The sequence below is a fragment of the Zavarzinia sp. CC-PAN008 genome (assembly GCF_051903925.1).
Taxonomy (GTDB): Bacteria; Pseudomonadota; Alphaproteobacteria; order Zavarziniales; family Zavarziniaceae.
The window spans coordinates 1,344,919-1,363,665 of the sequence record NZ_CP173678.1; the positions used below are offsets into that span (position 1 = coordinate 1,344,919).

10 protein-coding genes are annotated in these 18,747 nt (G+C 68.5%); 5 read left to right on the plus strand and 5 right to left on the minus strand.

All coding sequences use genetic code 11. The annotated features are described in order from the left end of the window. Positions 1–1,442: 1,442 nt before the first annotated feature. Positions 1,443–1,754 (minus strand): hypothetical protein, encoded by a 312-nt coding sequence (locus tag ACI6GS_RS06430; protein ID WP_439816957.1) that lies wholly within the window; start codon positions 1,752–1,754, stop codon positions 1,443–1,445. 300 nt (positions 1,755–2,054) lie between these two features. Here ACI6GS_RS06430 and ACI6GS_RS06435 point away from each other — a divergent pair, with 300 nt between their 5' ends. From ACI6GS_RS06435 to ACI6GS_RS06445, 3 genes are read left to right on the plus strand one after another with little or no spacing between them, the layout of a single operon-like run. Further along, a complete protein-coding gene (locus ACI6GS_RS06435) occupies positions 2,055–3,263 on the plus strand; it encodes a tetratricopeptide repeat protein (protein ID WP_439816958.1) in 1,209 nt (402 codons plus the stop codon). 18 nt (positions 3,264–3,281) lie between these two features. Continuing rightward, the gene (locus ACI6GS_RS06440) at positions 3,282–6,386 is read left to right on the plus strand and encodes a hypothetical protein (protein ID WP_439816959.1); all 3,105 of its coding nucleotides are present in this window, start codon (positions 3,282–3,284) and stop codon (positions 6,384–6,386) included. A gap of 38 nt (positions 6,387–6,424) precedes the next feature. Continuing rightward, positions 6,425–9,649: a CHAT domain-containing protein gene (locus tag ACI6GS_RS06445; RefSeq protein ID WP_439816960.1), complete on the plus strand. Its 3,225-nt coding sequence runs from the start codon at positions 6,425–6,427 to the stop codon at positions 9,647–9,649. A 469-nt stretch (positions 9,650–10,118) separates the two neighbouring features. On the opposite strand, the gene ACI6GS_RS06450 is transcribed toward ACI6GS_RS06445, so the two are convergent. From ACI6GS_RS06450 to ACI6GS_RS06465, 4 genes are all read right to left on the minus strand, one after another. Further along, the gene (locus ACI6GS_RS06450; RefSeq protein WP_439816961.1) at positions 10,119–10,484 is read right to left on the minus strand and encodes a hypothetical protein; all 366 of its coding nucleotides are present in this window, start codon (positions 10,482–10,484) and stop codon (positions 10,119–10,121) included. Between the two features lie 26 nt (positions 10,485–10,510). Beyond that, complete coding sequence (locus ACI6GS_RS06455; protein WP_439816962.1) at positions 10,511–13,651, minus strand: efflux RND transporter permease subunit; 3,141 nt, start codon at positions 13,649–13,651, stop codon at positions 10,511–10,513. An 8-nt stretch (positions 13,652–13,659) separates the two neighbouring features. Next, positions 13,660–15,234: an efflux RND transporter periplasmic adaptor subunit gene (locus ACI6GS_RS06460; protein WP_439816963.1), complete on the minus strand. Its 1,575-nt coding sequence runs from the start codon at positions 15,232–15,234 to the stop codon at positions 13,660–13,662. A gap of 62 nt (positions 15,235–15,296) precedes the next feature. Further along, on the minus strand, positions 15,297–15,704 hold the full coding sequence (locus tag ACI6GS_RS06465; RefSeq protein WP_439816964.1) for a hypothetical protein: 408 nt from the start codon (positions 15,702–15,704) through the stop codon (positions 15,297–15,299). A 160-nt stretch (positions 15,705–15,864) separates the two neighbouring features. Here ACI6GS_RS06465 and ACI6GS_RS06470 point away from each other — a divergent pair, with 160 nt between their 5' ends. Continuing rightward, complete coding sequence (locus ACI6GS_RS06470; protein ID WP_439816965.1) at positions 15,865–17,037, plus strand: hypothetical protein; 1,173 nt, start codon at positions 15,865–15,867, stop codon at positions 17,035–17,037. Positions 17,038–17,566: 529 nt separating this feature from the next. Next, positions 17,567–18,580 (plus strand): hypothetical protein, encoded by a 1,014-nt coding sequence (locus tag ACI6GS_RS06475; RefSeq protein ID WP_439816966.1) that lies wholly within the window; start codon positions 17,567–17,569, stop codon positions 18,578–18,580. Positions 18,581–18,747: the final 167 nt, after the last annotated feature.

Below are 18,747 nucleotides of genomic sequence, written 5' to 3' on the forward strand. Positions count from 1 at the left end.
TCGATGACCACCAAGGCGCACACGCCGCACGTTCTCCCTCGGCTCAGGGCGCTCCGCGCCCCTCACCTCAAGCCCCAGAACGAGCGCCACCTACACCACATGACCGGACATGATCCATGAACGGCCCTCAGGCCATCCCGGGACTGCTGGTGGGGCCAGACCCGGGATAATCTCAGTGCCGGGAGTGTATATCTCCCGGGCTAGGTTGGGGGCCGGCTCAGAGGTTGTCCCGTGGAAATCTATCCCGGGATCAGGTCTGGCCGGCGTATCCCCCATTTTCACTCAACTGGAAAGCCTGATTTCCTGCGGCTGAGGCAAGACCCGCCTCTAGGCAAACCCGAGCGGGGTGGGCGTGGTGTGTGAGAGCCGGGCGCCACCCGGGTGCTCTAACCGATCGTCTTCATGGGAAACCCTTGTTTTCTGCGGCTCCACGCCTGCCGCTGACGGGACACGCCTATCGGGTACTCTGCCGGCAAGGTCCGCCCGGCCTATGAACAGGTCGTTGTGCGTCTGGCTGTGCGCTACAGCTTCATCCGATGCCCCTCCTGTGCTGTTGTCTCGCGTCGTTCGCTCTCGCTGACAAGACACAGAGTAGCGCTCGAGCGTTGGGGACGCGGTCGGGAACGCTCTGTGGGGCTGTGGGATCTTCGCGCCCGGGGATCGTCTAGGGAGGCGGGAGAACCTGGCCTGGCCTAGGGAAACGCCGTGGCCTGGCCTGGCCGGACCGGACTGGACCGTGGGTGGTGCCTGGGAAAATACGCCAAGCGCAATTTCCGGATTTGTACCGAGATGAGACTATCAGTGCGGCTGCCTTTCTCCGCCTACGGCTGGCGCCTTGTATCTCGTGCTCGCGATCCCCTCTATAGGTGTTCTCTCATACGGCTGACGCCTTGAAGGGAGCAAACATATGCGGTGATCTTCAGGTCCTAGGTGTTTCTCTAGACTTGGTCTCGCATAGGTGTGTGGACGTGTCTCTATCCGAGGGGTGCTCTCTCGTGTGTGTCTCTAGGGTTCAGCGCTAGGCGACGCTCGAGGAGCAGTAGCTTGAGGAGATGACGTGAGCCGAGGAGAGGTCGATCGAGGTGTGTTTGGAGGTCCGAGGGGCGTTGTGTCTATGCGTTTAGGGTCTGACCGCGGGGGGCGGGAAAAACGACATATGTTTTATTAATTTTTGAGTCCTCGGCGACTACGAGTCTAACTATATCGTCCGGGACATCCGGGTGTCTGAGCTTTCTGGCCCCGGGTGTGAATATTTTTCCGTGGTTGTGTCTGTGGCGGTTGGGACACATTTATTGGTTCGGTTATGTGGGTTAGTCCTCCCGGCGTGGATTTTCTTCTGGGGTGATTTGTTGCGTTTTGTTGCGTTTTGTTGCGTTTTGTTGCGTTTTGGTGCGGACCTAGGGGAGGTGAATTTCCGCTAAGTCATTGATATCATTGGATTATTAGCCATCGTTGACGCAGGTCATGTCGATGAAGCCGTTGAGGGCGTCCACGATGCCCGTCCGGTTGAGCTCCACGGTGATGGCCTCGAGCTCGGGCGGACCGAACGCGGGGTCTCGGTCCTTCATCATCTCCTTGATGACGCGGAGAGCCTGACCCTTGGTCTCGAAGTGGTAGTGGCGGATCATCTCGGTCTGGTCGACGACGCGCCAGATCGTGACGGTGCGGCGTACCCATCCGGTGAGGGCCGCGGGGTCTGGCGCGCCAGCATCGAGCAGAACCTCGAAGACTGACCAAAACCTGGGGCGGTTCACTGAAGGACACTGTCCCAGGTTGAATCAAGCGCACGGGCGGCACCGGGCGACTGTGCGTCTCGCCCTTGAAGCCTAGGCAGTCCCTGCGCAATGATCGTTCGAACGGGACATGCCCGATGCAGCCCAGACAAGCCAAAGAGCTTAGGGGAGCCCGGCTGTCCGTGATCCGAAACTGTCCTCAGGGCGGGTGGGAAATTGAGGCGGACTGGCATTCTTGGCCTTCTGGCATTTGCGGCCTGTCTGTCGCCGACAGCGTCGGCGCAGGAGGGCCAGGACCCCGCACCACAATTGCAGCGGGCGATGCTGGCCGACCCGTCGGACGGCGCGGCTGTTGCCGCCTATGCCCAGGCGGCCATGCAGACGGGCGATGCCGCGGGCGCGATCACCGCCCTGGAACGCTTGCTGCGGCAGGACCCGACGCTCGACGCCGTGCGTCTAGAGCTTGGTCTCATCTATCTCGCTCTCGGCAATCCGGGCCTGGCGCAGGCCAATCTGGAGGAGGCGTTGCGCGCGCCGGACATCTCGCCGGACGCGCGGGCGCGGGCCGAGACCGGCCTGGCCCAGGCGCGCAGGGCCGACCGCCGCACCACGGTGTCGGGCGTCCTGTCCGGCGGTGGGCGCTATGATTCCAATGTGAATGCCGGACCCGGTTCCCCCAATGTGCTGCTCGGCGGGCTTGATGCCGTGTTGAGCAGCGATGGCGTCGCGTCGGACGATTACGGCCTGTTCGGCGCAGCCCAGCTGACGGTGGCGCACGACCTGGAGCGGCAGGGGCCTGACCGGATCGAACTGGGGGCGCGCTTCTACACGCTGCGCCACGAGGACCGCAACGACTTCGACCTGGATGTGGCCGACTTCGACCTTGGCCCCTGGCTCTCGCTCGACGGTGTCGGTCTGGCCGACGTCGCGGCGCGCGTGGCCGGCACATACACCTATGTCCGACTGGAGGACCAGCTCTACACCACCTTCGTCGGCGCGCGGGGCGAGGTGCGCTGGCTGCTGAGTCCGGATCTGTGGGTCGAGGGCGACGTCCTGGGTCGCCGGCAGAAATTCAGCAACAGCGTCCGGCGTGCGACCGCCACCAACCAGAACGGCACGGAGGTCACAGGCGGCGTCCGCCTGGGATGGCAGATCGGCCCCGACTGGGCGGCCCAGGTTCACGCGCAAGGGAGCCGGCTCGATGCCGCCGCAGACTTCGAAAGCCGGGACGAGGCAGGCGCTGGCCTCAACCTCTCCTGGCGGCCCGGCTGGGCGCCGGTCGCGGGCCCGGTCCATGTGACGGCTCGCGTATCCTGGCGGGAGGTGCACTACGACGCGCCCGACCCCGCGGTCGATCCCGCCCGCGCCCGTGAAGACTCGATTGTCGAGGCGGGGCTGACCCTGGCCGTTCCGGTGTCAGGCGCCTTGGCTGTCCAAGTGGCCTTCGAGTACCGCGACAACGCCTCGAACCTGGCCAATTTCGACTACGACAATACGGCGGGACTTGTGGGGCTCAACTGGTCCTTCTGACAGGCAGGAGGGGAGGGGATGCAGGGAAGTGCTCGGAACCCGGCCTGGGCGATCGCCCTGGTTGCTGGGCTGGTGTCGTTCGAGTCCGCCGCCACGCCGAACCCGGAAACCGGGATGGGCAGCAACCTGGCAGTGGCCGTCACCCAGCCCGTCGCCAGCCCCCAGCCATTCCGGACGGAGGTGCGCGCCTGGACAGAATTGGTCTTCGGGGATGGCGCCTCGGCCGTGCTGGCCCCGGAGACAGCGATGCGCCTGGACCGCTATCAGGCGGGCCATGACCTCGACCTCGTGCTGGGCGAGGGCAGCCTGTTGGTCACGGTGGGCGCGAGCGATGCGGCGATCACAGCCGGGTGCAGCATGCTGCGCCTTGCAAGCGGTGCGGCCGCAGTACAGACCGGAACCGGCGGCACGACCGTTGCCCTGCTCTGGGGTGGCCCCCTCGTCGTCGGCACGGCGGGGGACGCGGTGATGCTGCGGCGTCCCGGCTTCGCCCTGCGCCAGGATGCCGGCTGTGGCACGACAACCGGCCCCTATCGCCTGCCCCCTGCGGATTTGGCCGTACTGGCCGAGCGCTTCCGTCCGCCCCGGGACATGACGCTCGGCACCGCTGGCGGCCGACTGGACGTCACGGCCCAAGTGCAGGCATCGGAGGGGGGCGGGGCGAGGCCGGTGGACGACTTTGCCTTCGACCGCGCGCAGCAGGTGGCACAGCCCGTCGCGGCCGTCGATCCTGGCCCTCCCCTTCCGCCAGCTTCCGGCCTCAGCTTCGGCCTGGGCACGCCCGCGACGGCAGAGGGCACTAGCCTGGCCGGATTCGTGGCGCCTGGGACGAATGAGTTCACCTCGTTCGTCAATGCTGCCGAGGATGGCGACGGCGATGGCGACTTCAACGATGAGGATGTGAACGGCAACGGGATCCGGGATTTCGGGGAAGACGACCTCGATGGGGACGGCGTTCTTGATTTCATCATTCCATCCCAAGTGGTGGAAATTGGCCGCGACCTCAGCATCGTGGCCGATGAGGTGGGCGCCGTGCGGATCCGACGCCTGGCATCGGCCGGCCTGATCGAGGGTGAAGCGGGTGTCCTCCAGCCCATAGAGGCGACCTATGCGTTCGTGAGGGACGAGCAGTTGTCCCGGGAGCAGGGTGTGCTGGCCTATGACCTGTCGGGAACGCTGGTCACCGGATCGCTTCTGGAGCGGATGCAGGTCAGATCACAGTTCATCGGCCTGACGGATGCGGTCATCCCCAATACGGTGGAAACCGGCATCTTTGATGACCGCTCGAGCACAACGACCTTCTCCTCGATCGCGGATTTCAGCTTCACGGGCGCGTTCGATGGCACTGTGGGCACGACCGGCGCCAATCGCGGGCGCTTTGTCCTGAACACTGCCGGGGATGACTTCCGCTTCTTCGTGCTCGACACCACGTTCTCGGAGTCGGTGCGGGGCTTTGTGGAGGGCGACCGCATCTTCGCACTGGGCGGTACGGCGGTCGGCCGGAACCTCAGCCGCGGCCTGCCGGGTGCGCCCGGATTCTCGGTTACGCGCTATGCGGTGTCGGACGGCCTGTGCGGCCCGCAGGCCGGCTGCGGCGACGGCTTTACCGCGGGCGGCACGCTGGAGGACCAGGTCGCGGCCGAGATGGCAAAGGCACCGGACCAGCGCCTGGCCGTCCTGCGCCAGGGCAACGGGTTCCGCCCCGATTCGACCTACCTGGACGGGGTGCGCGGCGACACCCACCTCCTCGTCACCTCGTCGGCCCAGTCCGGCGGCAACACGGCCATGCGTGCCGACCTGCAGATTGCGGCCGACGGCCGGTCCAGCATCTCGGTCGCGACCGGTCAGGTCGCGCCCTCCGCCCTGTCCCAGGGCAACCTGGTCCTGTCGGGCGGCGTCGTCGGCTCCAGCAGGCAGCAGGTCGCCGCCGGCTCGGTCGCCATCGACTCGGCCCTGGGCTCGATCGGGACCGGCAACGGGCCGGACGCGGTCGACCACCACATGTTCGGGGGCAACACCCTGACCGGAGCCCGGATCGGCTATTTCGGACTGGCGCAGCAGGACCCGACCGAGCCCTTCGGCAATGGCAGCGCGCAGGCGAGCAGCCTGACGCCGCTGGGCCGCCCGGCCGTGCCCTATGCCTTCACCACCCTGGCAACCGGTTACCAGACGGACGGCGCCGCCATCGACGATCTTGCCAGCCGCACCGCGCAGACCCTGCAGGGCTATGCCGCCGGCCTGGTGGAGTTGGCGGGCACTGGCGGGGCTGCACTCTATGCCGCGCGCGGTGCCAGCCTGGGCAGCATCCGCATAACGACGGACCCATCCGGCAACAGCCTGGATGTCGGCCTGGACCTCCAGGGCCGGACCTTGGGCCTGGACGAAGCCCCGGCCGGCGCGGCCGGGGCCCCTGACCGCATCGTCGCCAGCCTGGGCGGCGGCGAGGGGCGGAGCGCCTTCGTCTCCGACAGCACGTTCGCCGCGCGTGGAACGCAGGTCGCCCTGGACGGCACGGCGCAGGACGGGGCGCATCTGGGTCTGGTTTCGGCCACGGTCGAGCTGATGGCGGGCATCGAGGTGCCGGCCGGCGTGACGCTGGTCCGCTCCCCCCATGTCCGCTGGGGCTTCCTGACCGGCTCCCTGGCGGACGCGGGCGGCGGCGATGCCATGCAGCACATGAGCCTGGGCACCTTCGTCGCCGGCAGCCCGGTCGACGTCGCCAGGCTGGCCGGCCTTAGCGGATCGGCGACCTATACGGGTCACATGATCGGCACCGTCCTGGCGCCGGACGCCGGCGGGACCGCGCTGCGCCAGAGCATCGGGTCGTTCAGCAATACCTGGAACTTCGGCCAGCGCAGCGGAACCCTTCAGGCGCAGTTCGACGCGGCCAGCTACAGCGGCACAACCGCCCTGGCACCGGGGTCGGATCAGTTCGCGGGTACGGCCCTGGCGGGCACAGGGACGGCGGCGCGGGTGATGCGCCTGGACGGCGCCTTCTTCCACGCGACACCGCTGGGCCCGGGGCAGGTGCCGGGTGCCCTGGGGGGCGCCTTCCGCATCAGCAATGTCGCCGGCGGTGCCCTCTATCGGGCAGAGGGTACATTCGCCGGGACGCGACCCTGACCAGCACAAGGCCCTTAGTGACGAGGGGGTAGCGGTCGATGCGGGTCGCACTCGCCAGAAGCCTGGCCCTGGCGGTCATGCTCGTCCTCGCGCCGTACCATGCCGCGGCGCAGGGAGCGGCGCCCGATCCCTTGGTCGCCCGCTTCCAGGCCGCCCATGCCCGCGCCGTCCAGGGCGCCCATGCCGAGGCGGAGGTGCTGCACCGCGACCTCCTCCAGGCGGTCGAGGCCGCGGGGCGGGGCCGGACGGGCCTTGCCGCAGCGATCCTCCTGGACCTGGCGATCATCGCCTCGCGCACCCAGCGCCCGCTTGAGGCCCGGACCCTGGCGCTGCGGGCAGGTGAGACCGGCCTTGCCGCAGCCGACCTGACGCCCACCGAACAGGGCCAGCTGGCCCGCGAATGCGCCCGCCTCCTGGCCGAGACCGGGGAGCACGCGGCAGCCCTGCCCTACGCGCGCGGTGCCGCCCGGCTGCTCGCCGACAGCCCGCAGGCAGGCGAGGCTGGGAATGCACTGGCCCTGGCGCTCCTGGCCGTCGGCCATGCGGTCGAGGCGCAGACTGTGCTCCAGGACCTGGAAGGCCGCCTTGCGGCCGGAGCAAGTCCTGGTTTCCTGGCGGTGCTGGCCGGCAACCGGGTTGAGGCCAACATTGCGCTGGGCCGGGGGCAGGCAGCACTTGCCGCTGCGCGCGACGCCCTAGCCTGGGCCGCCGCCGATGCCGGGCAGGAGGCCCGGGCTGTTGCCGGCTACGCCCAGGCCGCGGCCCTGGCCTATACCGGTGATAGGCGGGGGGCGGAGCAGACCTTGGCGCAGGTTATCGCGGATCTGCGCGCAGCCGGTCAGGAGCGTTCGACCCTCGCCGCCAACGCCGCGATGCTGCACGGCCGCATCCTGTTCGACCGCGGGCTGTACCTTGAGGCGGAGCCCTATTTGCGGACAGCAGTGGCGCTGTACGAGGCCGCATCCGCCCCCGCAGGCCTAGCCCAGGCGCTTCACGCGCTGGGCAATACCTATCAGGCCCTGGCCCGCCTGGACGATGCCGCGCGCCACCTGGATCGCGCGGCCCAGGTCCTTGGTGCCAGCCTTGGGCCGGAGGCGACGCAGACTCTGGCCACCCGGATCGAGCGGGCGGGCCTGGACACGATGATGGGCTTTGCCGGGCCTGCCACGGATGCGGCGGCGCGGATCATTGCGGCACTCGACGAAACCACCGCGCCGCGCGGTCGCCTGCTTGGGCTCGCCCATGCGCTCAAGGGCCTCGCCCTCCTGGAAAAGGGGCACGAGAGCCAGGCGGCGGCCGCGTTCGAGATGGCGATTGCGCTGCTGGATCGCCATGGCGGTGCCCGCAACCCCGATGCCTTCCGCTCGCTGATCGAGCTTGGCCGCATCCGCACCCGGCAGGGACAGGTCGCGCAGGCACAGCCGCTGCTGGATCGTGCGGTATCGGACCTGGAACGCGATGCGACCCAGGGTTCCTGGAAGCTGCCCTATGCGCTGTCGGCGCGGTCAGAGCTGGGCGAGCGGAGCGGTCGAGTGGCAGCCGCACTGGCCGACGCCCGGCACGCGTCGGCCGTGCTCGCGGATCGGCCTGCCGGGAGCGCGGCGGATTCGATCAGCCTTGGCGAAAGCGCCCGGCGCGTGGCACGGCGCCTGTTCGCGGCCCATGCCGGCCTGGCGCTGCGCCTGGCGGCACAGGCGACGGGCGCCGACCGGCAGGCGCTGGTCGCGGAAGGCTTCGCGATCGGCCAGCGCGCCCAGGCCTCCAGCCCCGGCCGGGCCATCGCCCGTACGGGCGCCCGCATGGCCAGTGCGGATGCCGGGCTGGAGTCGATCGTCCGCGCCCGGGAGGAGGCGCTGGAGCAGCAGGCAGCCCTGGAACAGGCGCAACGCGACCTGCTGGTCGAGGCGGCGGTCGGCGACCGGGCGGCGCTCGAGGCGGCGCTGGCGGCGGCCAGGGCGCGGCGCGCCGCCCTGGACCGGCAGCTGGCCCAGGCGTTCCCGGCTTTCGCGCACCTCGTCGATCCGCAGCCGGTCGCCCTGGCGCGGGCCCGGGCCCTGCTCGATGCGGACGAGGCCCTGCTCTTCCACGTCCAGGAGGAGGACGCAGCGAACCTGTGGTGGCTGTCGCGCGACCACGCCGTTGCGGTGCGCGTCGACCTCCCCCGCGCCGAACTCGAGCGCCTGGTGGGTGACTTGCGTCGTGGCCTGGACCTGACGGGCGGCGGGGGCCTGCGCGCCTATGACGTGGCGACGGCGCGGCGCCTGCATGATCTGCTGCTGGGTCCCTTCCCGTCGCAGAGGGCATCGGCGCGGCGGCTGCTCGTCGTGCCGGACGGGGCCTTGCAGAGCCTGCCCCTTTCGGTTCTGGTCGGATCGGATCCCACGTCCGGCAGTGCTGAGGCGCCAGACTATGCGCGCCTGGACTGGTTGGGCCGGCGGGTTGCGCTGACGACCTTACCCTCGGTCGGCGCCCTTGAAGTCATGCGCACCACCGTCCGGCCCAGCCGTGCCGACCAGCCCTTCTTCGGAATCGGCGATCCCGATTTTGCGGGCCGCACCCGCCCGGCACCCGAAGCGGCACCGGCGGAGGGTGGAGCACCGAGCCGCGGGCCTGACCCCCGTCGGATCTACCGCGGCGACCGGGCTGCCATGCGCGCGGAGATCGCCCGGCTTTCCCCCTTGCCCGAGACCGCAATCGAGCTTGAGGCCGCACGACACGCCTTTGGCGGGGATCGCCGGACCGCGTTGCTGCTGGGGGCCGATGCGACGGAGTCAAGGCTGCGCGCAACACCGCTCGACCGGTTCCGCATCCTGATGTTCTCGACCCATGCCATGGTCGCCGGCGATTTCGAAGGTCTCACGGAGCCGGCGCTTGTCCTGGCGCCCGACCCGGCCGCCGGGGCGACCGACGATGGTCTCCTGACCATGAGCGAGGCTGCCGGTCTGAGGCTGGATGCCGTGCTGACCATCCTCTCAGCCTGCAACACGGCGGCCCCCGACGGTACGCCCGGCGCCGACGGCCTGTCCGGCCTGGCCGAGGCCTTCCTGCTGGCGGGCTCGCGCGCGATGGTCGTGTCGCACTGGCCCGTGGCATCCGACGCGACGGCCGAGTTGATGCGCGTCCTCGTGCGCGAGATGGCTGCCGGTGCCTCGGTTCCCGCGGCCCTGGCTCAGGCCCAAGCCAGCCTGACTAGCGGCCCCGACCCGCAATACGCACATCCCGCCTTTTGGGCGCCCTTCGTCGTGGTGGGTGCTGGCCGTTGATCCGGTGATGACGACCACTGAACCGTAAGCGGTCGGCTCAGGACTCGTTAGACCTGTTGCGGTGGCTGTGTTCGGCTGATTCCCTGGCGAACCAAAAGCCGAAAAACTCTCACCCAGGCCGGAGTAAAAAAAGCCGCAAAGACGTCAAATATCAGAACCCTCATCTACGTCCAGGACCGAGGGAGTCATCATCGACGAAGCCCGTCCACACTAGCCCGCGCACAGGTTTCATAGGACTATGGGCTACCCGTGACAGGAATCCCCCTCCGACATACTTATCTGTGCACAGTTTGACGAAAATACATCTACATGAGGTTTATTACTGTTGCGCGGGCGAAGCTGCGACGACACGATTGGTGTCCTCGCGCCCAGGGCAGGCCACTTCCACTCTTTTTGGTGAACGTCAGTGTCGACGGGATCTCTCCGCGGGTGCCAGGGTCCTCGTATCAACGCTGGCCGTCTCGTCGGCTCACTTGAACTGGCCCTGGGCGGTCTTGCCGTCCGGGGCGGTGAACTGGACGACGCCCTTTGGCCGCGGGGGCAGGGGTGCAGCGGCGGTGCCGCTCAGCCGGTCGCCGTCGCTGGGGTCCAGGGTGATGCGCTGGGCCTTGCCGTCGACGATCAGGATGGCGGTCGCCTTGAAGCCCGCAGGCGGGACCGGTTCGCCCTCCCCCACCGTCAGGTAGAGATCGGCGCGGGTGTCCCGGGTCACCAGTTCGACGTGATAGGGGCCGGCGTCGACGAGCACGCCGCCATGGGGCCCTTCGGCTTCGTGGGCCCAGGCGGGGGCCGCGATGACGGCCAGTGTAAGCAGCGGAAGACCAAGCCATTTCATGGGAGTGCCTTTCGTTTGAGGGGGCTTCAATAGGCTTCTGAGGGACCGGCGGCCGGCGCACCGGCCGCGTCATGCTGGACCCGGTCGGCGCGCAGCCGCTCCAGCGGTGCCTTGCCGAAGCGCAGGAACAGCGCGGGTGTCAGCACGGCGTCGAGCAGGGTGGCGCTGACCAGGCCGCCAAAGATCGTGACGGCCACGGGGTGCAGGATCTCCTTGCCCGGCGCACCGGCATCGATCATCAGCGGCACCAGCGCCACGCCGGCGGACAGCGCGGTCATCAGCACCGGCGTCATCCGTTCCATCGAGCCACGCAGGACAAGGTCGCGGCCGAACGGCACGCCCTCGTGCAGCGCCAGGTTCAGGTAGTGGCTGATCTTCAGGATGCCGTTGCGTGCGGCGATCCCGGTCAGGGTGATGAACCCGATCATGGACGCCACGGACAGCGGCTGACCTGCCAGCCAGAGCGCCACCACGCTGCCGATCAGCGCCAGGGGCACGCTGCCCATGATGATGAGCGCCAGCACGGCCGAGCGATAGCGGCTGTAGAGGATCGCGAAGATCATGAGCAGCGACAGCACCGACAGGGCACCGATGGTGCGGGTCGCCTCCTCCTGCGCCTGGAACGTGCCCTCCAGGCTGCTGAAATAGCCGGTGGGGAGGGGTGCTGCCGCCAGCTCGCGCCGGATCTCCGCCACGATCGCGGCCATGTCGGCGCGACCATCGGTATTGGCCAGAACGACAATGCGCCGCCTGCCGTTTTCGCGCTGGATCTGGTTGGGGCCGTCCGTCTCCTGCACATCCGCCAAAAGGCGCACGGGCACGGGGCCGGCGGGTGTCTCGATCAGCAGGTCGGCCAGTCCTTGCGTCGTCCGCGCCGCGTCGGGCAGGCGCAGCACCAGGTCGGTGGACCGGCTGCCGTCCAGCAGGCGGGACACGACGACCCCGTTGGACAGGCGGCCCAGCTGGCGGGTCACCTCCGCCGGCGTCACGCCGTGCAGCGCCGCGCGGCGATGATCGACGGCGACCTGAAGCTGGGGCACGCGGACCTGCTTCTCGACCTGCAGGTCAACCAGGCCGGGGATCGTGGCCAGCCGGGCGCGCAACGCGTCGGCCAGGCTGCGCAGCGTGTCGAGGTCGTCGCCATAGACCTTGAGCGCCACCTGCGCCCGCACGCCCGACAGCATGTGGTCCAGCCGGTGTGAGATCGGCTGGCCGATATTGACCGTCATCGGCAGCACGGCGAGGCGTGCCCTGATGTCGGCGACGATGTCGGCCTTGGCTCGGTCCGACGGGGCCAGCTCGACCTCGATCTCTGACGAATGAACGCCCTCGGCATGTTCGTCGAGTTCGGCCCGGCCGGTGCGGCGGCCGACCGCGGCGACCTCCGGCACCTCCAGCAGCAGCCGCTCGGCGATCAGGCCCACCCGGTGCGACTCGGCCAGGGAGATGCCGGGATTGAACAGGGTGTTGATCGTCAGCGTGCCCTCGTTGAAGGGCGGCAGGAACGACCGCGGCAGCGCCAGGGCGGCGATGCCGGCCGCCAGGACGGCGCCCGCGGCCAGCACCAGCAGGAGGCGCACCCGGTCGAAGCCCCAGAGGACCAGGGCGGCATTGCCCCGCTTCAGCACCCGAACCAGGGCGCTGTCCCGCGCATCCAGCCGCTTCAGCCCGGGCAGCAGGTAATAGGCCATGACCGGGGTCAGGGTGATCGACACGACCAGGCTGCACAGGATCGAGATGATGTAGGCCTGCCCCAGGGGCGAGAACAGCCGCCCCTCGATCCCCGACAGGGCGAACAGCGGCACGAAGACCAGGACGATGATCGTGGTCGCATAGACGATGCCGGACCGGACCTCCTGGCTGGCCTGGACGACGACATCGAACACCGACCTGGGATTGCCGCGCTCCCGGTTCTCGCGCAGGCGGCGGAAGATGTTCTCGACATCGACCACCGCGTCGTCGACCAGCTCGCCGATGGCGATCGCCAGGCCGCCCAGGGTCATGGTGTTGATCGACAGCCCGGCCAAATGGAACACGAGCGCCGTCGCCAGGATCGAGACGGGGATCGCCGTCAGCGAGATGACGGTCGTCCGGATATTCAGCAGGAAGGCGAACAGGACGATCGCGACGACGGCGATCGCCTCCAGCAGCACGCGCTCGACATTGCGGATCGAGGTTTCGATGAAGGTCGCCTGCCGGAACAAGATGGTATCGGCGCGGATGCCGTTCGGCAGGGCCTGGGTCAGGTCGGCCAGCGCCGCCGTGACCGCCCGGGTCAGGCGCGGGGTGTCGATGTCGGGCTGCTTCTCGATCGAGACGATGACGGCGGGCCGCCCCATGTAGCCGGCCTCGCCCCGCTTCAGGCGGGCGGCATGGCTCACTTCGGCTACCTGGCCCAGGGTAACGGGCGCGCCGTCCGCCTGGGCCACGACCAGGGCGCGCAGCTCGTCCAGGCTGGTGCTGTGGGCGATGTTCCGGATCAGGTATTCCCGCGCGTTCTGGTCGGCAAAGCCCCCGCCCGTGTTGGTGCCGAACCGGGCCAGGGCCGCTTCCAGCTGGCCGAGGGTCAGGCCGAAGGCATGCAGCGCCGGCAGGCTGGGCGCCACCCGGATCTGGCGCACCTCACCCCCGATCGGGATCACCTGGGCGACGCCCGGCAGGGTCAGCAGGCGCGGCCGGATCACGAAATCGGCCACGTCGCGCACGTCCATGGCAGACACCCCGTCCGGTGCCGTCACGGCGACCAGCATGATCTGGCCCATGATCGACGACACCGGCCCCGTCTGGGGTGCCACGCCTTCGGGCAGCCGGTCGCGGACCAGGCTCAGGCGCTCGGCCACCTGCTGGCGGTTGCGCCAGATGTCGGTGCCCCAATCGAACTCGACATAGACGATGGACAGGCCCACGCCGGAGACGGAGCGGACGCGGGCGACCCCGGGCAGGCCGTTCAGCTGGGCCTCGATCGGCGTGGTCACGCTCAGCTCGACCTCGGGCGGGGCCAGGCCCTCTGCCTCGGTCATGATCGTGACGGTGGGGCGGTTGAGGTCGGGAAAGACGTCGACCGGCAGGCCGGCGGCGACCAGCGCACCCGCCACGACCAGGACGGCGGCAAACGCCAGGACCAGCAACCGGTTGCGCAGCGAGAGTGTGACCAGGGCCAGGAACATGGTGGCGCCTACCGCACCTGGTTCAGCAGTTCGGCGCCCTGGACCACGATGCGCTGGCCTGGCGCGAGGCCGGCCTGGACCAGCATCGTCTCAGCGTCCAGCGGCTCGGCCCGCACCTCCCGCGGCACGAAGCGTTCGGCCCCCAAGTGCTCCCAGACTTGGGCCTGGCCATTGGCGCCGCGCACCACGCCGGCCCGTGGCACGGCGATCCCCTCGGTCCGGTCGCCGATGCGCGCCAGGACGGTGACCAGCTGGCCCGCCCGCAGCCCCGCCGGGGGATTGGTGACGGCGAAGTGGACCGGCACCGCCTGGGACGCTGCGGACCACAGGCCCGCGCCCCGCCAGTCCAGCGCCAGGACCGTACCATCGGCCAGGCGCGCCGTGGCGGCCGTACCCGGGGCCATGACCTCGAAGCCCAGCGCCTCGACCCAGAGCCGCGCCGGGTCCGCGATCCGGAAGATGACGGCCTCGGGCGAGGCCATCTGGCCGGCGACGGCGGACGCGGCCGCGATCACGCCGTCCACCGGAGCGGTCAACGCCTCCCCGCCCCCGCGCACGCGGTCCAGGCGCCGGCGCCGCTCCTGCAGGCCGGCCAGTTCCAGTTCCGTCTCCTCCACCCGGGCGCGCGGCACGGCGTCGGGCGTGGCGCGCAGCCGGTCCAGGCGTCGGCGCACGATCGCGATCTGCTGCTCCAGTTCGCCCGCCTGCTGCTGCACGTCGGACGTGTCGATGGCCTGGAGAGCCGGTGCCACCCGCGCCAGGACCTGGCCTGCCTGAACCGGTGCACCGAGGCGAGGGAAGCCATCCGGCGGCGGCACCAGGCGGCCGCCGACGGCCGAGACGACGATGCCGCTGGCATCGGGGTCGGGGATCACGCGCCCGGGCAACTCCACCGTCCGCGCGCCCGTGGATGACGCCGCCAGTACGGTCCGGATGCCCAGCAGGTGCTGGGTCGGCTTGGGTACGAACACCGACCCGTCGGCAAGGCGTTGCGCCTGGTCCTGTGCCTGCACCGGCCCCGGGGTCAGCAGGGCAAGCGCGGCGAGCAGCATGGCCGCAGCCGCCGGCCGGCGACGCAGCAGCGCCATGACGATCAGCCCCGCCACGAAGCCCGCCCCGGCAAGGGCCGCCGCGGGCACCTGGGGCCAGGGGCTCGCGGAGCCGCCGGCAGCCGGCTCAGTCGGCGGAATGACCAGCGTGCCGGCCAGGATGTCGACCTGGCCGGCCACCATCAACGTGAAGATCAGGTCATGCGCCCCCGGCTCGGCGACCCAGGGTGCCGTCACGCGATAGAGGCCCGCTTGGCCCGCCACGGCATCCACCGGCCCCCGTGGGGTCTCGACGGTGATGACAGCTCCCTCGACCGGCGCATTGTCGGCATAGCGGTCCAGCCAGAGGTCCAGCCCGTCGCCACGGACGACGGCGACCAGTTCGAAGGCATCCGACATCGCCTCCGCCCTCGGCGCTGCGGGCAGCGTGATCGGCGGCGGCGTTTCGCCATGGTCGTGCCCTTCATGGGCGTGGGCAGGCACCGCCAGGGCCAGCAGCACGGCCAGCCATGCTGCGGTCGTCGCAACGGACACGGGTCATTCTCCGCTCTGAACGATCGAGGACGCCGCGCGCGTGGCGCGGCAGGATCAGCTGTTCAGACGGAGGATCGCGGTGGTTCGGGCAAGGCGCGCGGCGCCAAGCTGGCCCATACGTCCGGGCGGGCCGGCGCTGGACGGGTTCCGGGGTTCGGCCAGACGACGGCTGGTTCGGGCGGCAGCAGCACGGGCTGGCAGCAATTGCTCGATGCGCAGCAGGTGCCGTTGCAGTCCTGCGCTTCCTGGACTAGGGCCGCGTATAGACGTTCGGGGTCGACCGCGACGAGGATCATGCCGTGATCGCCCGACGCCTCCGCCGCCACGAGGCGGCGCGACGAAATATCCGGTACGGCGACCGGCGACGCGTCATGGCCGGCATGGGCATGGCCGGGCGACGGCAGCAGCGCAGCCGAGCCAGCCACTGCCAGCATCAGCCAGACGATCAGACGTGTGATCTTCGCCGCCATCCACGATTTCTAGTACGCGTGCCGGACGAGGTAAAGACCACAGGCCCTCGGACCGGCAGCAGGCCAACCAGACCCACCAGATGATCAGTGTGCCCTTTCAATTTTGACTGATGGCCACTACGTCGGACGCACTTCGGTCGACGCAGAGGGCGCTCGCGAGATGGTTTCAAGTGGTGAGGAGCTGGCAGAAGCTCACGGTGTTCCTTCGTTTGCCTCGCTGCCGGCCTACTGCCGAGACATGATTGAGGAGATCCGCCGACTTGGCTGGGATGTCGCCGCGATGTTGCTGAGTGGCGTTAACCCGTTTGATCCTGGCTACCCGCATGCGCCTAAGGGTGTCGTTTGGCTCAGCCAACTCGCTGACGCCTGCGATGTATTGATGCGTGAGTCGGCAATCAGTATTCCGGATCTTGTGAGTTACGTCGCCCGCTTAAAAGGAAAACTTCCCACTCCTGGTGAGAAAAACAGGTATGGAAAGGTTAAGAGGCCAGGAAAGGGCTACACGTCGCCGAAGTTGAGAGAAAACGTTCTTTATGGGATTCGAGTATTGATCGAAGTTAGCGCCTTGGTGATCGATTTTTCTACGATTTATCGAAATAAAGGTAGAATGCGCGTCGTTCTGGTAGGCTATCGGGAACCGCTACTACTGAGCCCGAGCGGCAGGCCGCCTCGAATCCAGAGGCGTGCACGTGTACTCGGCGACTGGCTTCTGAACGACTTCCCCGACCCTACAAAAGCGAAGTATTTAGAGGGACTTGACCAAGCGTGTCAGGACATCTTGGAGGCGCTGATCGGCAGGTGGAAGACCGACCGCACGACCACGATCGACGCCTTGTCCGAGACGGTGATCGAGGCGCGACCCATGACCCCCGTCCACGCGCATTACATCGCAAGCAGGTTCCTCGAGGGCATCGAACGCCGGGCTGGAGCAGGGTCAGGTGAGCCGAGTGAGCCCCTGACGCGCGCCTCGCCCCTCTATGCCGAGCTCGATCGGCTGTATCAGAGCCTGCGCAAGAAGACCGCCGCGCCGGCGGCAGATCCAGTGGGCCAGGCAAAGCGCCGAGCCAAAAAGACAATGAATGAGGCGCAGCGACGCGCTCAGATGCCAGAGGAGCAGAAAGAACGTGCTCGAGTCACGCGCAACGCGATCGCCCACGCCAGGTCGGACTTCGAGGCGGAGATTGCCGGACGCCCGAAGACGAAGACGCGGCCGAGAAAGCCGGTCGAAGACCGAGGGATGAAGCGACTGCACACTCGCACCTATAATGAGGAAACTCGGCGCCTGAGGGCTGCGGCAGCTAAGCCGGACGGTGAGGAGGGCAAAAAGACCTGACCAATCTCGGCCGCTAGCAGCCAGATCCCGTGAGGTTCCTGTGTGGCTGACACAAACTCCCCAAGTACCCTTTAAGGGTACGCATCTGGATTCCTCGTGCTTTCAACACTCGAGCCTCTCGGCGCGCTTCGCGCGTCCGAGGGCTCTCGCGAGCGCGTCTCCTTCGCTTCCCGACGGTGCGCTTCGCGCACCTGGTCGCTCAGAGCCGCGCTACAGACAGGACCCTACCGCAACAGCTTGGTGGTCTCGAGCAACGTCGGCTCCTCCCGGGTCAGCTCTGCCTGCCTGCGGCCCTCACGTTGCTGCGCCTCGTGCCGGCCCTCTGGGTGTCCAAAGACCGCCCCGCCTGCTCCCGGCCTAGGCGCCATCCCCCTCGCGGACTAAGCGCACCCGCCGGACTTCGCGCTATTTCTCCTCGGTGCGAGTCGCGAACGCGTTGTCACGCTACGCTGCAACGTTCTTGAAAGTTGAAGGCTGTTGTCGCAGGCGCTGGTTCTGCCATAACTCAATGGGTCGCGGGGGAGGACACATGGGCCCAGAGAACGTCGGCTCCCTGGCGGTGGTGCGCCATCGCAAGTGGATCGTCCAGGGCGTCACGAGCGCGCAAGCGACCGGCGAGGCGACCCTCGTGGACCTTGCCTGCGCCGAGGATGACGCCCAGGGCGAACCCTTGAGTGTGTTTTGGGAGCATGAGCCAGGCGCCAGGCTTGTCGATGAGGAAGCCTGGTCGCGGATCGGCAGTCACGGCTTCGACGCGCCCGAGCGGTTCGCGGCCTACCTCCACACGCTGCGCTGGAACAGCGTCACCGCGACAGACCCGCGGCTGTTCCAGGCGCCGTTCCGTGCGGGCATTCGCCTTGACGCCTACCAGCTCGAACCACTGCGCAAGGCGCTGGAGCTGCCCCGCGTCAACTTGTTCATCGCCGACGACGTTGGCCTGGGTAAAACGATCGAGGCGGGGCTGATCGCGCGCGAACTGCTGCTCAGGCGGCGGATCGACACGATCGTCGTCGCGGCACCGCCCTCGACCCAGCCGCAGTGGCAGGATGAGATGGAGGCGCGCTTCGGCCTGAGCTTCACGCTGATGGACCGCATGAACATCGCGGCGATGCGGCGCGAGCGCGGTTTCGGGGTTAACCCCTGGACGACCGGCTGCCGGTTCGCCATCTCGCACGCCTTGTTGATCGACTCGGCCTATACCGCGGGCCTGCAGGACTGGCTGGGCGGCTTTCCCCGACGGGGACCATGTGTATCGGCAGGCACTCCGGCGATACGAGCTGCTTCGCCCTCTTCCAGGTCCTCGAGCCGCAGCTCGAGCTGGTCGATCTCACGACTTAGGGCTTCGGACGAGCGGCCGAACTGCATCCCGCGAAGGCGGGCAAGCTGCACCTTGTACTGCTCGATCAGCAGCCGCGCGCCGGTTAGCTCGGCCCTGGCCGTGGCCAACTCGGCCTCCCGCTCGGCAAGCTGGCCACGCGACGCGGCCAGCTCTTCGGTATTGTCGCGCATCGATCATAAGTTTAGCGGAGCTCGATCCTGCTAGCAGCTGGCCCCCTGCGGACAGGTGTTGCTAGCCCAGCTTCGTGTTCGCCGAACCGGCAGCAGCTCACCGCAGGCGCGTCACAGCTCCGGGAAGCATGTGATGTGTTCGAGAAGCTGTTTGGGGTGCAGTGCGGTTGTTGCGTGCAGGTGTCATCACCTCGATGGTCG

Coding starts and splice junctions, on each gene's coding strand:
- ACI6GS_RS06450 (WP_439816961.1), bottom strand. CDS start 10,484: ATGAAATGGCTTGGTCTTCCGCTGCTTACACTGGCCGTCATCGCGGCC.
- ACI6GS_RS06435 (WP_439816958.1), top strand. CDS start 2,055: ATGCTGGCCGACCCGTCGGACGGCGCGGCTGTTGCCGCCTATGCCCAG.
- ACI6GS_RS06440 (WP_439816959.1), top strand. CDS start 3,282: ATGCAGGGAAGTGCTCGGAACCCGGCCTGGGCGATCGCCCTGGTTGCT.
- ACI6GS_RS06465 (WP_439816964.1), bottom strand. CDS start 15,704: ATGGCGGCGAAGATCACACGTCTGATCGTCTGGCTGATGCTGGCAGTG.
- ACI6GS_RS06470 (WP_439816965.1), top strand. CDS start 15,865: ATGGTTTCAAGTGGTGAGGAGCTGGCAGAAGCTCACGGTGTTCCTTCG.
- ACI6GS_RS06455 (WP_439816962.1), bottom strand. CDS start 13,651: ATGTTCCTGGCCCTGGTCACACTCTCGCTGCGCAACCGGTTGCTGGTC.
- ACI6GS_RS06445 (WP_439816960.1), top strand. CDS start 6,425: ATGCGGGTCGCACTCGCCAGAAGCCTGGCCCTGGCGGTCATGCTCGTC.
- ACI6GS_RS06475 (WP_439816966.1), top strand. CDS start 17,567: ATGGGCCCAGAGAACGTCGGCTCCCTGGCGGTGGTGCGCCATCGCAAG.